Source organism: Paraburkholderia sp. PREW-6R (assembly GCF_039621805.1).
Lineage (GTDB): Bacteria > Pseudomonadota > Gammaproteobacteria > Burkholderiales > Burkholderiaceae > Paraburkholderia.
Window position 1 is genome coordinate 215,814 of sequence record NZ_CP155073.1, and the last position, 15,527, is coordinate 231,340.

Genomic DNA, 15,527 nt, shown 5'->3' on the forward strand with positions numbered 1-15,527 from the left:
AAATCTCTACCCAACTTTGTAAAAATAAGCTTGTGACTGGCATTTATTGCCGATTAAAGCGGGTGGGCCCGTGATAAAAACAACTAACCGAAGCCCTTATCAGCTTCCAAGCCTGGAATCCATGCGTGGTGACTCGCTTAAGCCTTAAGTGAGAAAGAACGTGGTCGCATCGATCGCGAAGACCGCCAACGTCCGCACGCTCAGCGCCGGCGAGCCTTGTCCGTCGCTCGATCCACGCACGAGGTAACGCTTCCATCCCCACGCGCCGACACGATATGGCTTTGGCTTGAGCGGTAAAAGGCCGCCATTTCGGGCAATTGAACCGGCGCAGCGCCTGCTACGCTACCGTTTCGCATGGCGCGCTGCTTTCAACGCGTCTTACTTCTTTCCGGCGCGTAGGTCAGCGCACGTTCGAGCGAAAAGGCAATGCTGACGCGCCGACCGAACATCGTGATTGGGATCAGTATCGCGCTAGCCGGCGCGATACTGGCCATCGCCGTCTGGGTACTGGCGCAGATGCGCGACGACGCAATGCGCCACGCCCAGGACGCCGTCTTCAACGTCTCGCTGCTGGTCGAGCGCGACATATCACGCAATCTCGAGATCTACGACCTGTCGCTGCGCGCGGTGATCGATGGTCTCAAGCAGCCGGGCGTGCGGGAACTGCCGCCCGCGATCCGTCAGATGGTCCTGTTCGACGGCTCCGCGAGCGCGAAGGACATGGGCTCGATCCTCGTCACCGATGAAGCCGGCAACATTCAATACGACTCGCAGTCGGTGCCGCCGCGACGTGTCAATCTGTCCGATCGCGATTACTTCAAGGTGCAGCGCGACTCGCCGAACGCCGGCCTTTACATCAGTCATCCGTTCACGCCGAAGGTCAGCGGCAAGGAAGTCAGCATCGCGTTGTCGCGGCGAATCACACGGCCGGACGGCAGCTTTGGCGGCGTGGTGGTCGGCACCATGCGCCTCACTTATTTCCGCCGCCTGTTCGCGGGCATGAATCTCGGCGCAAGCGGTTCGATGGCGCTGATGCTCGCCGACGGCACGCTGCTGATGCGGCGTCCTTACGATCCGAAGATTGTCGGTATGAGTCTGATAGGCACCCCCAACTTCTCGCGCTTCGTCCAGCAACCGAGCGGCGATTTCTTCGGGACGGCGGCAATCGACGGCATCGAGCGTTGGTACGCATTCCGTCACATCGACACGTATCCGCTGATTCTCGACGTCGCCCTTTCAACGCGCGATATCTATGTGAAATGGCGGCACCGCGCGTGGATCATTGGCTCGCTGATCGCGGCGCTCGATCTGTCGATCATCGCACTGGCCGTGCTGTTCTCGCAGCAGTTGCGCCGCCGTCTCGCGGCCGAGGACGAGCTGCGCATACTCGCGCGCACCGATGGATTGACGGGGCTGAACAACCGTCGCGCGTTCGAGGAGCATGTGGACGAGGAATGGCGTCGCGCGCTGCGCAACGCGTGGCCGCTGTCGACTCTGCTGATCGACGTCGACAGCTTCAAGGGTTTCAACGATCTGTACGGTCACTCGGCGGGCGATGAAGCGCTCAGCGCCGTGGCGCACTGCATCGGGCAGAACGTCCGGCGTCCGGGCGACACGGCGGCACGCTACGGCGGCGAAGAGTTCGCCGTGCTGTTGCCCGACACCGACGAAGCCGGCGCGGCGCTCATTGCCGAGCAGATTCGCGCGGCGGTTCAGGCGCTCCAGATTCGGCACGTAGCGAGCGCGCACCATATGCTGACCGTGAGCGTTGGAATGGCGACGATGCAAAGCGAAGCGTTTGCCACGAGTCGCGCGCTGATCAACGCTGCCGACCAGGCGCTCTACGACGCAAAGGACGGCGGCCGCAACCGCGCGCACGCCTACCGCGAGACGACTCAGGTGGAAACGGCGAGCACTGCCGGCGCGCCCGCCCGGAGAGTTTCGCCGCTGGCAGACGCCAAAGCGCGAATCAGGTAATAAACCCGGAAACAGCGCGCGACCGTCGGAACTGTGGCGTGGTGGCGAGAGACCGGCGAGTCGCGCGACTTGCGCGCCTCGCGCCAACGGCCACGCACTTGCCGAAACCCTCAGGCGACCTGACCACCGGATGTCCGCAGCCACACGCTGCACCTGGCCGCTGTCGCAATTGCCTTGCAGTCCTGAAAGATTGCTTCGGCGCCATCCGTAGACGCATTCTGATCCGCGATCCGCGCGGACGAAAAAAAACCGCTCACACCAGCAGGCGTGAGCGGAAAGTCGGAGAGTTACAACAACATCGCGTCTGCGCTTCATGGGACTAAACGCAGCCCAGGAAGTCTAGAAGACAGACGCATCGCGCCTACATCAGACAAATCCCAAACGCCTGCCTGAACAGCGACGTCAGATGTTTCGACCGCACGCTGCTGAATATTGGCGCCGAACGCAGCGCTTCGCTTACAACATCCTGTCCCGCTTATGCCTGCCATATAACGCTTCAGGTCTTGTCGATCGCCGCCGTAAAGGAGGGGGAAGTCGCCGCGTATTTGAAGCATCGGGAATCTTTCGCGATGGCGCGGCAATACAGAGCAATCCGCCGAGACTTGTGAAGGATGATGACATGAAGTGGTTCGACCGCATGACCGTATTCAGGAAACTGCTGCTGGCTTTTGCCGTTGTAATTGGATTCTGCGTTGTAATCGGCGGGACGTCGTTAAGCACGCTGTCGTCGCTGCACGGGATTACCGAGGCGATCGCCGACAAACACATGAACGGCCTCTACTGGATGGAAGAGGCGAACCGCCACAAGATCGATTCCGATCTGGCCGCCGCGAATCTCGGCTATGCCGCCGACGACGCCGCCCGTCAGAAATTGAAGGACGGCATTGTCGCGTCGCTCAAGGACATGCACAGCGCGTATGACCGATACCGCTTGACCGCCCAGGCCGGCAAAGGGCAGGACATGTTCGAGGAGGTGATGAACAAGTCGGCGGCGTGGGAAAGCATCGTGCATCAGCAGATCGGCGTCGAGCCGATCCCGGCCGGCGTGGACAACAACGAACTGGTGCGCCGCGCGATAGCGGCGAGCGAGGCGTTGCGCGACCGTATCACCGCGTTGATCGACTACCGCCGCCAGCAAGCCAACGAAGCGCAGCAGCAGGCCACCAACGACTACCGGCACATGCGTGTTGCGATGATCGTGCTGGTGCTCGGCGCGATCGTCGCCGGCATGCTGCTCGCCACGATGATCGCCCGCCGTCTGGCGCGGCAGCTCGGCGGCGAGCCGGGTTACGCGATGGACATCGCGAACCGTATTGCCGGCGGTGACCTGAGCGTGCGTGTCGACACCCGCGCCGGCGACAGCGACAGCATGCTGTTCGCACTGCGCAACATGCGTGACCGGCTGGCGACCATCGTATCGGGTATCAGCGAGTCGAGCGAATCGATCCTGATGGCGTCGAGCGAAATCGCACAGGGCAACACCGATCTGTCGCAACGCACCGAAGAGCAGGCCGCGGCGTTGCAGGAAACGGCTTCCAGCATGCAGCAGCTGACGTCGACGGTGAAGATGAATGCGGAAAACGCGCAGCAGGCCGGTGGCGTGGCGCACGGCGCGTCGGAAGTGGCGGTGCGTGGCAGCCATCTCGTCGGCGACGTGGTGGAAACGATGCGCGAACTGGCGGCCGGCTCGAAGCGGATGACGGACATCATCGCGGTGATCGAAGGCATTGCGTTCCAGACCAACATTCTCGCGTTGAACGCGGCCGTGGAAGCCGCGCGCGCCGGTGAACAGGGGCGCGGTTTCGCCGTCGTGGCGGGCGAAGTCCGCTCGCTCGCGCAACGCAGCGCAGTGTCGGCCAAGGAGATCAAGGAACTGATCGAAAGCTCGACCTCGCGCGTGGGCAGCGGTGCGGAACTCGCCGAGCGCGCCGGTCAGACCATGGCCGAAGTCACGCAGGCAGTAAAGCGCGTGACGGACATCATGGGCGAGATTTCGTCGGCGTCGCAGGAACAGAGCACCGGCATCGAGGAAGTCAATCGTGCAGTTGCGCAGATGGACGACGTGACCCAGCAGAACGCCGCGCTCGTCGAGCAGGCAGCTGCGGCGGCCTCGTCGATGGCGGATCAGGCCAGGCAGCTGCAGTCGGCCGTCACGGTGTTTTCGCTGGAAGCGCGTCACGGCTGAGCGCGACTCGCAACGCCGCGCGCGCAAACAAGCGTGCGCGGCGGGCATTGATGTGCGCGCCGATCGACTGCGCGCGGCGTGGAGCGCAGTGCGCGCTTGCCAGGCCTGGTGGCACTCCGTACACTCGCGCCTGATCCCCGGGGCGCCCCTCTTTGCGCGCCGTCCGTCACTACGCCAAACAGAGGAGAACCCCCGCCATGGCCGATTCCTACTTTCCCCGCTGGCGCGCCCAGCCGACTGCCGCCGAAGGCCGCATCGTCGGCACCGACGAGCGGCTCGCGTGGCCGCAGATGTTCGCCATGGGCATCCAGCACGTCGTCGCCATGTTCGGCTCGACCGTGCTTGCGCCTTTGCTGATGGGATTCGATCCGAACCTGTGCATCTTCATGTCGGGCATCGGCACGTTGCTGTTCTTCGTGCTGGTCGGCGGCCGCGTGCCGAGTTATCTGGGCTCGAGCTTCGCGTTTATCGGCCTCGTGATTGCTGTCACCGGATACGGCGGCCACGGTCCGAACCTGAACATTCCGGTCGCGCTCGGCGGCATCATCGCATGCGGCGTGGTGTACGCGATCATCGGTCTGATCGTCTCGGCCGTCGGCACGCGCTGGATCGAAACGCTGATGCCGCCAGTGGTGACGGGCGCGATCGTCTGCGTGATTGGACTGAATCTCGCGCCGATCGCGGTGCACGGCGTGAGCGGCAGCAACTTCGATTCGTGGATGGCGTTGGTCACCGTGCTGTGTGTCGGCGCGGTGGCGGTGTTTGCGCGCGGCATGCTGCAGCGTCTGCTGATTCTGGTCGGCCTGCTCATGGCTTACGTGATCTACGCGATCGTGACGAACGGCATGGGGATGGGCAAGCCGATCGACTTCGCGATCGTTGCGAACGCCGCGTGGTTTGGTATGCCGCACTTCACGGCGCCCGCTTTCAGCATGCAGGCCATGACGCTGCTCGCCCCGATCGCGGTGATTCTCGTCGCTGAAAACCTTGGACATATTAAGGCAGTGAGCGCCATGACCGGGCAGAACCTGGACCGTTACGTGGGCCGCGCGTTTCTCGGCGACGGCCTTGCCACGATCGTGTCCGGATTCGCGGGCGGCACGGGTGTCACGACTTACGCTGAAAATATTGGCGTCATGGCCGTGACGAAAATCTACTCGACGCTCGTGTTCGTGATCGCCGCCGTGATTGCGCTCGTGCTCGGTTTCTCGCCGAAGTTCGGCGCGGTCATTCAGACCATTCCGGGACCGGTGCTGGGCGGCGTGTCGATCGTCGTATTCGGGTTGATCGCGGTGACGGGCGCGCGCATCTGGGTCGTCAACAAGGTGGACTTCTCGGATAACCGCAATCTGATCGTCGCGGCCGTGACACTCGTGCTCGGCGCGGGAGATTTCTCGTTGAAGCTCGGTGGCTTCGGGCTGGGCGGCATCGGCACCGCAACCTTCGGCGCGATCATTCTGTATGCGCTGCTGCGCAGAAAGCCGTCCGCTGGACCGGTGGCTTGATTCTTTCCAGATGAGCGGAGTCGGGCGTCGAGCAGCGTCATGCTGCTCAACGCTCAACGCTCAACGCTCAACGCTCAACTCGCCCCTCAGCGCTTTCGCACCGTCAGCGCGGTCTCCGACAGATCCACCTCGCGCATCAGCTTGTTCAACGTTTCGTCATTGATCTGATGACGCGTGCGCATGGCCAGCAGCGTCTGGCGCTCGGCCCGCATCGCGGCCAGCTTCATTCGGAATTCGAGCGCATCGGCGCGGCGCGCCAGTTCGCGTGATTCTTTCACGTCGTCGAGTGCCGCGAGGCGACGCCGATAAAGATCCATGACGCGAGCGGTGACATCCGCCGCGTAGGCCGCTTCGGCCTCCTCCCTATCCTGACCCTCCGCATCGTGCATCTGGTCGATGGCACGAATTGCCGCTTGCGCCGCCAGTGTCCGCGCGAGCGCTTCCTCGGCTGCATGCGGGTCCTTGCCGCGTCGCCAGCCGCGCAGCAGCAGTGGCAACGCGATCACCGCGACCAGCAACGACACGAGAATCACGCCCGACGCGATGAATACCGCGAGGTCGCGCCCTGGCAACGGCGCGCCGTCCGACAACACCTCGGGCAGTGACAACACACCGGCAAGCGTTACCGCGCCTCGCACACCGGCCACGGTCGTCAATGCCACCGTGCGCAGACCCGGCACTGCGTTCGCGACACCTTGCTTCGCCGCGCCACGGCTCGCGAACCAGCGCAGCAGCCACACCCACACGAAGCGCAGCGCGTAAAGCGCGAGCGCGACGGCGGCCACGTACCCAATCAGCTTCCACACCTGTGCGTTGCTGGTCTCATGCGCGTCGAGCAACGCACGGCCAATGATGTGCGGAAACTGCAGCCCCAGCAGGATGAACACCATCCCGTTGAAGACGAACTCGATCATCGTCCACGTGCTGCTTGCGCGCACCCGCGACGACGCCGGTCCCGCGTGCGTGATTTTCGTGTGGTTCATCATCATGCCGGCGGCAACGGCGGAGAGAATGCCCGACAACTCAAAGCGTTCGGCGATCAGATACGCGGCAAAGGGAATCAGCAAAGTCATCACGACGCCCGGAGCGGGGTCGCCTTCTTCGTCGAGACTCAGAAAGCGCGACGACACGAAGCCGAACAGCCAGCTCACCGCCGCGCCCACTGCAAGACCGCCCGCGGCAATGACCACGAAGCTGATCGACGCCTCGCGCAGCGAAAACACGCCGGTTAGCGCTGCCGCAATCGCGAATTTCAGCGCGACGAGGCCGGACGCGTCGTTCATCAGCGCTTCGCCTTCCAGAATGTGCATTAGCCGGCCGGGAATGCGGCCTTTGCCGGCAATGCCGCTGAGCGCCACGGCATCGGTCGGCGACAGCACGGCGGCGAGTGCAAACGCGACCGGCAGCGACATGGACGGCACGAGCGCATGCACGAAGTAGCCGACGGCCAGCACGGTCATGAAGACGAGGCCGAGCGCGAGCATCAGGATCGAGCGGCGCGCCATGAAAAATTCGCGCTTGGGAATGCGCCATCCGTCCGCGAAGAGCAGCGGTGGAATGAACAGCAGCATGAATAGATCGGGGTCGAACGTGACATGCAGCCCGAGCCGCGGCCATGCCAGCAGCGCGCCAATCACAATCTGCACGAGCGGCAATGGCGGCGTAACCGGCAACACGCGCGTCACGACGCCGGAGGCCGCGACGGCCAGCAAAAGAATCAATACGGTAAAGACAATTTCCATCGGGCTATTTGGCGGGATATAACGAATGATTCCTGGATGATCCCCGGCAAGCGGTTGCATGGCGCTTGCCGCGAGTCGCCCAGCCTTTCAGGTCGGAAGGCCGAAGTGTAGCCCGGCGAGGCTTCACGCATTGATGAAGGCGGCAACACGCACACTGCGCGGTAGGGCGCAGCATCGGCTTCGCCCGCTGGACACGACGCACCTTAACGGTGCGCTGCGCCCAGCGGCGGCGCAGCAACGCTTTCGTCGGTGCAATCCTCCATGCAAAATTCCATCGAATGTGCGCCACCGTGCGCATGGAGCTTGCTTTAGTCATATCGATGACGCACATTTGAGACGGTGCCGAGGTTGTTCGCTTTCGCGTTCGGACCGGCCCGACTCTCGCGTGAGAGGATTGCATGACGATTGCGCAACAGGAAAGGACGGCCATCGCGCCGCCAAAAGGTTTCGATGTCGAGATGACATCGGGGCTCGAACGGTTTTCGGTGCACCACGGCGAGCTGACGCTCACCAGTGTATTTCAGCCCATCTTCAGCCTCTCGCATATGCGGGCGGTTGGCTACGAAGGATTGCTGCGCGCGCACGACGCGCTCGACCGTCCCGTCTCGCCGATCGACGTCTTCGGCGCAGCCGCGCGTGTCGGCGACGTGCTGCAGGTGGACCGGCTCGCGCAGACGTTGCATCTGGAAAACTTCAAGGTGCTCGGCGCCGAGCGCGAGTGGCTGTTTCTGAACGTCCATCCGGGCGCGCTCACCGACCCGTATCTGTCGGCCGCACTGCTGGCCAATCTCAAGCGGCTCGATTTGTCGCCGCGCCGCATCGTGCTCGAAGTGCTCGAACAGCGCGCCGAAGATCTCGAACGTCTCGCGGATGCCGTGCGCCAGTTCCGCGAGCGCGGCTTCCTGATCGCGCTCGACGATTTCGGCGCGGGCCATTCGAACGTCGAACGGATCTGGCAGTTGAACCCGGATATCGTGAAGCTCGACCGCATCATGCTCTCGCACGCCGCGCATCGCCCCGACATGGCGACGATTCTGCCGGGCCTCGTCGCGCTGCTGCACGAAGCGGGCAAACTCGTGCTGATCGAAGGCGTCGAGACCGAGCACGAAGCGCAGATGGCGCTCAGTTGCAACGCGGACTTCGTGCAAGGCTTTTTCTTCGGCCGGCCGAATCCGGGTGCAGCCGATGCAACACACGCTGCGGCCTGCATCAGCGAGCTCACCGAGCGCTACCGCGACCAGGCCGAAGCGCGCGAGCGCCGCAATGTGAGCCGTCTTGCGCCGTATCTGCGCGCATTCGAGCGCGCCGCCGAACGCCTCGCCGCCGGCGAGCCGCTCGAAGAGGTCTGCTGGAATTTTCTCGCGCTCGACCATGCCGCGCGCTGCTTTCTGCTGGACGCCAAAGGCAGGCAGGCGGGCCGCAACGTCGTGCTGCGCGCCGATCGGGCGGCGCACGAAACGCGCTTTTTGCCGCTTGCCGACGCGCAAGGCGCGAACTGGCTGCGTCGTCCGTATTTTCGCGACGCAATCAATGCGCCGGAGCGCGTGCATGTAACGCGCCCGTATCTGTCGATCAACGAAGCGCTGCCGTGCGTGACGCTTTCGGTGGCAACGCGCGTCGGCGAGCAGACATGCGTGCTGTGCGGCGATATCGACTGGGTCGACGAATAAAAGCAGCGCGCGGCGGATCTGCGATGATGTCGTTTTAACGACTGCACGCGCCGCCATGTCTGTTCTACTCGAAGTCATTGCCACCACCGTTGCCGATGCGCGCACTGCCGCCCAGGCCGGCGCGAATCGTCTCGAACTCGTCACCGCGATGGGTGAGGGCGGCCTCACGCCGAGCGTCGGGTTGATCGAAACAGTGGTTGCGGCGGTGGACATTCCAGTGAACCTGATCGTGCGACCGCACAGCCGTTCTTTCGTATACGACGCCGACGACTACAACGTGATGCTGCGCGACGTGCGCGCCGCGAAGCGCGCGGGCGCGAACGGCGTCGTGGTCGGCATGCTGACCGGCGATGGCCGGATCGACCGCGAAGGACTGGGACGCGTGATCGAAGCCGCCGATGGCCTCGCGATCACTTTCCACCGCGCATTCGACGAAGCGCGCGATCTGCGCGAGGCGCTCGACGTGCTGCTCGGCCTCGATGCGATCACGAGTGTGCTGACGTCGGGCGGCAAGCCCTCCGTGCTGGAGGCACGAGACATGATCGGTGCGCTGGTGCGGCAGGCATCGGGGTCGAATTGCACGGTGCTGGCAGGCGCGGGTCTGACGGTCGACGCAGTCGCCGGATTCGTGCACGACACGCGGGTGCAGGCGGTGCATTTCGGTTCCGGTGTGCGCGTGGGCGGCAATGGTCTTGCGCCCGTCGATCCCGCTCAGGTTGCGCAAGTCAGGGCGTTGCTCGACGCGGCATGACATTGCATCGCGCGAAGCAACGACGGCCATGGAAAAAGCCGCTTCGGGCTGATACCCGTAGCGGCTTGTCTATGTCCAGCAACGAATCGCTTACTTCGCCACGACCACCGGAATCCCGCGCAACTGCCCGGCGCCTTTGATTTCTTCCAGCGACTGCCGCACCGACGCGCTCGTCGCCGCTTCGATCTGCAAACGTGCGGCCAGATCGCGCTCGCCGCGTTTCACGCCCGCGAGGTTCGCGAGCTTCACGTGACCATATCCGCGCACGCGTGCATGCAGGTCGGCGAGCTTCGCGACGTCTTCGAGATTGTCTGCATCGAGCTTGGCAAACGCGCGCTGCAACGTGGCTTCGTAATCGCTTGCGAGATCACGCTCCATTCTGCGTTCGAGCGTGCGGCCGAACGGATCGAGCATCGTACCGCGCAGACTGCGGAATTTCGCCAGCGTACCGAGCACCGGCCACATCCATTGGCCGAAGGTTTTCTTCGTCGGATTGACGCCGGGCTGCGCACGCGTGAGCGTCGGCGGCGCGAGGTTGAACCTGATCCCGAAGTCCTTGCCCGCTACGCCTTCGAATTGCGCTTCCAGCGCTGCGCGGAATGCCGTATCCGTGTGCAGGCGCGCCACTTCGTATTCGTCCTTGACCGCAAGCAGGCGGTAGAACGTGGTGGCGACCGCGCGCGTCAGACGCTCGCTGTGCGCGTCGACCGAAGTCTCGGCGCGACGCGCTGCATCCACCAGCGCGCGATAACGCTTCACGTAGGCGGCACCGCCGTAAGTCTGCAGACGGCCTTCGCGATGCGCGATCAGTTCGTCGAGCGTATCGACGCGGACTTCCTGCTTTGCCAGATGGCGGGCCTGATACAGCGCTTCGAGCGCGGCCGGATCGTCAGCGGCAAGACGGCCGATCGAAAAAGCCAGCTGGTTCATCTGCACGGCCACGTTGTTCAGTTCGATCGCGCGCATCATCGCGGCGAACGAGACCGGCACCAGACCCAACTGCCACGCGTAACCCAGCATCAGGATGTTCGCGCCGATCGTGTCGCCGAGGAAACGCTGCGCGAGCGATTGCGCGTCGCACGCCGACATGCGGTCCGCGCCGGCGGCGTGACGCATCTTGTCGATCAGCGCGTCGGCGTGCAGCGTTGCATCCGGATTCGTCACGAACGTGGCGTTCGGAATGGCATGCGTGTTCACGACGATGCGTGTGCGGCCATGACGCACTGTTTGCAGCGCGTCGGCGCTTGCCCCGACCACCATGTCGCAGGCGAGCAGCACGTCGGCCTGCTGGGTGTCGATACGCACCTGGTTGAGCCATTCGTCGCGCGCGGCGAAGCGAACGAACGAGAGCACCGAGCCGCCTTTTTGTGCGAAGCCCATGAAGTCGAGCACGGACGCGCTTTTGCCCTCCAGGTGCGCGGCCATGCTGATCAGCGCGCCGACCGTCACGACACCCGTGCCGCCGACGCCCGTCACCAGGATGTCGTACGGCGCCGCATCGAGATGCGTGGCGGGAATGGGTAGCGCGTCGACACGCGCGGCGAGCGCGGCCGGATCGAACGCCGCGCCAGCGGCTTTCTTCAGCTTGCCGCCTTCCACGGTCACGAAGCTCGGGCAGAAACCGTTCACGCACGAATAGTCTTTGTTGCATGACGACTGGTCGATCCGGCGCTTACGGCCCAAAGCGGTCTCGACTGGTTCCACCGAAAGGCAGTTCGATTGCACGCCGCAATCGCCGCAGCCTTCGCAGACTTCCTCGTTGATGAACAGACGCTTGTCCGGATCGGGAAACTCGCCTTTTTTCCGCCGCCGACGTTTTTCCGCCGCGCACGTCTGGTCATAGATCAGAACCGTCACGCCGTTGGTGTCGCGCAGTTCGCGCTGCACGGCGTCCATTTCGCTGCGATGGTGGAAGGTGGTGCCGTTCGGGAACAGACCGTGGTGCCCGTCGTACTTTTCCGGCTCGTCGCTGACCACGACGAAGCGCGACACGCCTTCGGCTTCCACCTGGCGCGCGATCTGCGGCACGGAAATGCTGCCGTCGACCGGCTGGCCGCCCGTCATCGCGACGGCGTCGTTATAGAGAATCTTGTACGTGATGGTGGCCTTCGCGGCCACGGCCTGGCGGATCGCGAGAATGCCCGAGTGAAAGTACGTGCCGTCGCCGAGATTCTGGAAGACGTGCCGCGTTTTCGTGAACATGGAATGCGACGCCCAGTCCACGCCTTCACCGCCCATCTGGATCAGACCGGTGGTGTCGCGCTCCATCCACGACGCCATGAAGTGACAGCCGATGCCCGCATGCGCGATCGAGCCGTCCGGCACTTTCGTCGACGTATTGTGCGGGCAGCCCGAGCAGAAATACGGCGTGCGCTTCACGCTGTCCGCCGCGTTCGACAGAATTTGCGGCGCGACCAGATCGACCACGCGCTCGCGGCGATCCAGCGCGGGCTTGTGTTTTGCAAGCCAGCTCGCAAACACCGGCAGAATCCGCGAAGGCCGCAGCTCGCCGAGCGACGAGAGCAGCATCGTGCCGTCTTCCGCGTTCTTGCCGACCACGATCGGCCGCGCGCCCTGCGTGCGGTTGTACAGATAGTCCTTGATCTGCTGCTCGATGACCGGGCCTTTCTCCTCGATCACCAGCACTTCGGACAGGCCCGACACGAACGCGTCGATCCGCGTCATTTCGAGCGGGAACGACAGCCCGACTTTATAGATCCGCACGCCGGCCGCTTCGAGATCGGCAACCGTGAGGTCGAGACGGCGCAGCGTTTCCATCAGGTCCAGATGCGCTTTGCCGCACGTGACGATGCCCACGTTTGCGTGTGGGCTTGGCGCAATCCATTTGTCGATGCTGTTCACGCGCGAGAAGTGGCGCACCGCGTCGAGCTTGGCGTGCATCCGCGATTCGATCGTGAGGCTCGGCAGATCGGGCCAGCGATTGTGCAGGCCGCCCGCGGGCGCTTCGAAATCCTGCGGGACATGCCACTCGGTTTGCAGCGCGTCGAGGTCGACGGTCGAACCGGATTCGACCGTTTCCGAGATCGCCTTGAAGCCGACCCATGCGCCCGAAAAGCGCGACAGCGCCCAGCCGTACAGGCCAAACTCCAGCATGTCCGCGATATTCGACGGATTCACGACCGGCATGTGCCACGCCATCATCGCGAAGTCGCTCTGATGCGGCATCGACGACGACACGCAGCCGTGGTCGTCGCCTGCCACCACCAGCACGCCACCATGCGGCGACGAACCATACGCGTTGCCGTGCTTCAGCGCGTCGCCCGCGCGGTCCACGCCGGGGCCTTTGCCGTACCACATCGCGAATACGCCTTCGACCGTGCGCTCCGGGTCCGACTCGACGCGCTGCGTGCCGAGCACGGCAGTACCGCCGAGTTCCTCGTTGATGGCCGGCAGGAAGCGGATATCGCTCGCGCTGAGCAGTTTCTTCGCTTTCCACAGTTGCTGGTCGACCATCCCGAGCGGCGAACCCCGGTAGCCGCTGATGAAGCCGGCGGTATTCATGCCGTGCGCCTTGTCCAGCGCGCGCTGCATCAGCGCGAGGCGAACCAGCGCCTGGGTGCCGGTCAGAAAGATGCGGCCGCGCGTGGCGGTGAGGTTATCGGACAGCTTGTAGTCGGACAGAGCGGGCGTGCCGTCGATGGGCAGGCGAGCGGTCATGGGCGAGTCTCCAGTTTTTTGCATCCGCGCGCCGTGGTGGGGACCGTCAAGCGTGACGCAGCGAAAGAGACTCTATTTTTTAGCGCCGATTGGAGTGGTTTTTTTCTACTTTAATCAGCCGGTGACGAATCAGCGCGAAGACCGGCGCGTTTTAATGAAGTTTTGAGATGGAACTGCCACGCGGCGCCGAGGTGCGGGTAAGCCCTGGTGCGGGCTCCGCCGGCTTTTTCGCGCAGCCAGTCCTGACGTACACGTGCTTCGCGCGTCGCCCGGGCAACGCGCAAGCGGCTAGGCGGCCGCTTTTGCAGTTGCGGCGGAGTCCGAGCCGGCGTCGAGCGGAACGATCTCGTCGAAGTGCGAGTAGTCGATATGGCTCATCCCATCGCGCTCGGTCATGATGTCGACGAATCGGTACTGCCAGAAAATCTGGTCGCACGTCCACATGTGGCGCGCCTGCATGGTTTGGGAAGTCGATTCGTCGACGCCTTCGAGTGTGAGCAGCAGTGTCGTGTCGCGGCCTCTCAGCGTCTCGGTGGTTTCGCCGAAGAGCGGGCTGCTTTCGTCGATCACATGCATGAGTACCCAGCCGAGTTTGAAGACGGGGTGCTGGTCGCGCACGAGCGCCAGGTCGTAGAGCTTGCGCAGCGTATAGCCTTCGACCGTCGTCTCGACACGCATGATGCGCAGCTTGGCTCGCGCCTCCGCAATCACGTTCTGGCGCGCATTGGCGGCGCGTACCATCAGCGTCATCCGGCCTTCGAGCGGCCGCACCACCGCGAAGCGGGCGAACACGATCTTCGCGTGCGGGCGCGAGAAGCGCGCGAAGATCAGTCCGGTCGCCAACGCGATGCTCGACATGCCGACGAAAATTTCCAGCGTGGCGATCCAGTGCGCGTAAACGGTTTGCGGGTGCATGTCGCCGTAGCCGACAGTGGCGAGCGTTTCCACGCTAAAGAAAAACGCACCGCCGAAGCCGGCCGGGAACTGGTTCGCGATCGGCGATTGACCGGCCATGTAAAGCGCGGCAAACGCGGTGTTGAGCAGCAGGAACAGCACGGCGAGCGAGACGAAAAACATCGGCCAGCGTACGACCAGTGCGCGGTGATAGAGGTCTTGCCAGAGCGGCGTCGGCATTCCGTGCGAAATGATGACGCGGTCGTCCAGACGCAACTCGCGGCTGCCTCGTGCACGGCGCGGCGCGCTACGTGTGTCCGCGTCTTCGATGTCTGAAAAGCGCTCTGACGGTTCAGTGGCCATCGCATGCTCGCGAAGATGAGGACGCGCAAAGCGTAGCACGGCGCGCCGCCGGAAGATCACAGCGTGCCGGGTAGAACGGGTGTGAAGCGGTGTCGTGCCGCTACTTATGGAAACGCGCGCGGCTTTGGAATGCCCGCGCCGTGCTCGATGTCGTCGACGGCCTGCTGATGAGCGGCGGCGATCGCTTCGGCTTCATCGCCATAACCCATATCGCCGCCGATGGGCGTCCACGGTTTGACGGCTTTCTCGCGGTGGCGGATTTCGTATTCCGCGTCCCAGCGCGCGCCATGGCGTTCGATTGGACGGACGTGAATGGAGTACACGCCGTAGAGGAAGAGCTGTTCAGCCATGATCGCCTCCAGCCGGTTGATTCAGGGTTGGCGCAACGTCGCCGTGATGAACGGTGCAAGCGCTGCGCCCGGTCTGTCTACAGTTCGATTTCCCCGAGGATGCGGTGAGCGAGCGCCTTGGCTTCCTCCAGCGCTTCTTCTGGCGTCGACGACGTGGCTTCGACTTCGTAGAGCGTGGTTTCCGGTTCGGCGCTTGTATCGCCTTCGTCGCGTGAGAGCGAGACCACACCTTGCCACGTGTCGGCCTTTACCTCTCTGATCGAGGCAGTGGCCGTATAGAGCCCTTTGGTGTAGGTGATGTCCTCCATGGTGCCGCTCCTTGATCCAAAGGTTTCAGTTTTTTCATCGTAGCACGATGATGCTTTGCGGTACTCGACGGGCGGCGCGCCGTCTCTGGTGAGAATGCGCGCCG

The 15,527-nt window shown here is 63.7% G+C and carries 10 protein-coding genes; 5 read left to right on the forward strand and 5 right to left on the reverse strand.

Annotated elements, in window-relative coordinates; genetic code table 11:
• The first annotated feature begins 426 nt into the window (after window positions 1-426).
• The 3 genes from AAGS40_RS00960 to AAGS40_RS00970 all read left to right on the forward strand — a co-directional run bounded on the left by AAGS40_RS00960 (window position 427) and on the right by AAGS40_RS00970 (window position 5,667).
• Window positions 427-1,977 carry a diguanylate cyclase gene (locus AAGS40_RS00960; protein WP_345812593.1) on the forward strand — a complete coding sequence of 517 codons (1,551 nt, stop codon included), beginning with the start codon at window positions 427-429 and terminating at the stop codon, window positions 1,975-1,977.
• Between the two features lie 619 nt (window positions 1,978-2,596).
• Complete coding sequence (locus AAGS40_RS00965) at window positions 2,597-4,162, forward strand: methyl-accepting chemotaxis protein (RefSeq protein WP_345812594.1); 1,566 nt, start codon at window positions 2,597-2,599, stop codon at window positions 4,160-4,162.
• A gap of 197 nt (window positions 4,163-4,359) precedes the next feature.
• Window positions 4,360-5,667: a solute carrier family 23 protein gene (locus tag AAGS40_RS00970; protein ID WP_345812595.1), complete on the forward strand. Its 1,308-nt coding sequence runs from the start codon at window positions 4,360-4,362 to the stop codon at window positions 5,665-5,667.
• 86 nt (window positions 5,668-5,753) lie between these two features.
• Here the strand turns inward: AAGS40_RS00970 and AAGS40_RS00975 are convergent, their stop codons facing one another.
• Window positions 5,754-7,409, reverse strand: a complete 1,656-nt coding sequence (locus tag AAGS40_RS00975; protein ID WP_345812596.1) for a Na+/H+ antiporter — start codon at window positions 7,407-7,409, stop codon at window positions 5,754-5,756.
• Window positions 7,410-7,807: 398 nt separating this feature from the next.
• Between AAGS40_RS00975 and AAGS40_RS00980 the strand changes: the two genes are divergently transcribed.
• Window positions 7,808-9,079, forward strand: coding sequence for an EAL domain-containing protein (locus AAGS40_RS00980; protein WP_345812598.1), 1,272 nt, complete (start codon window positions 7,808-7,810; stop codon window positions 9,077-9,079).
• A gap of 55 nt (window positions 9,080-9,134) precedes the next feature.
• Entirely contained in the window at window positions 9,135-9,830 is a 696-nt protein-coding gene (locus AAGS40_RS00985; protein ID WP_345812600.1) for a copper homeostasis protein CutC, read from the forward strand.
• 90 nt (window positions 9,831-9,920) lie between these two features.
• Here the strand turns inward: AAGS40_RS00985 and AAGS40_RS00990 are convergent, their stop codons facing one another.
• The 4 genes from AAGS40_RS00990 to AAGS40_RS01005 form a co-directional block, all read right to left on the reverse strand.
• The gene (locus tag AAGS40_RS00990) at window positions 9,921-13,508 is read right to left on the reverse strand and encodes an indolepyruvate ferredoxin oxidoreductase family protein (RefSeq protein ID WP_345812602.1); all 3,588 of its coding nucleotides are present in this window, start codon (window positions 13,506-13,508) and stop codon (window positions 9,921-9,923) included.
• Window positions 13,509-13,796: 288 nt separating this feature from the next.
• Window positions 13,797-14,765, reverse strand: coding sequence for an ion channel (locus AAGS40_RS00995; RefSeq protein ID WP_345812604.1), 969 nt, complete (start codon window positions 14,763-14,765; stop codon window positions 13,797-13,799).
• Between the two features lie 104 nt (window positions 14,766-14,869).
• Entirely contained in the window at window positions 14,870-15,115 is a 246-nt protein-coding gene (locus AAGS40_RS01000; protein WP_345812605.1) for a hypothetical protein, read from the reverse strand.
• 77 nt (window positions 15,116-15,192) lie between these two features.
• Window positions 15,193-15,423, reverse strand: a complete 231-nt coding sequence (locus AAGS40_RS01005; protein ID WP_345812607.1) for a hypothetical protein — start codon at window positions 15,421-15,423, stop codon at window positions 15,193-15,195.
• Window positions 15,424-15,527 lie beyond the last annotated feature (104 nt).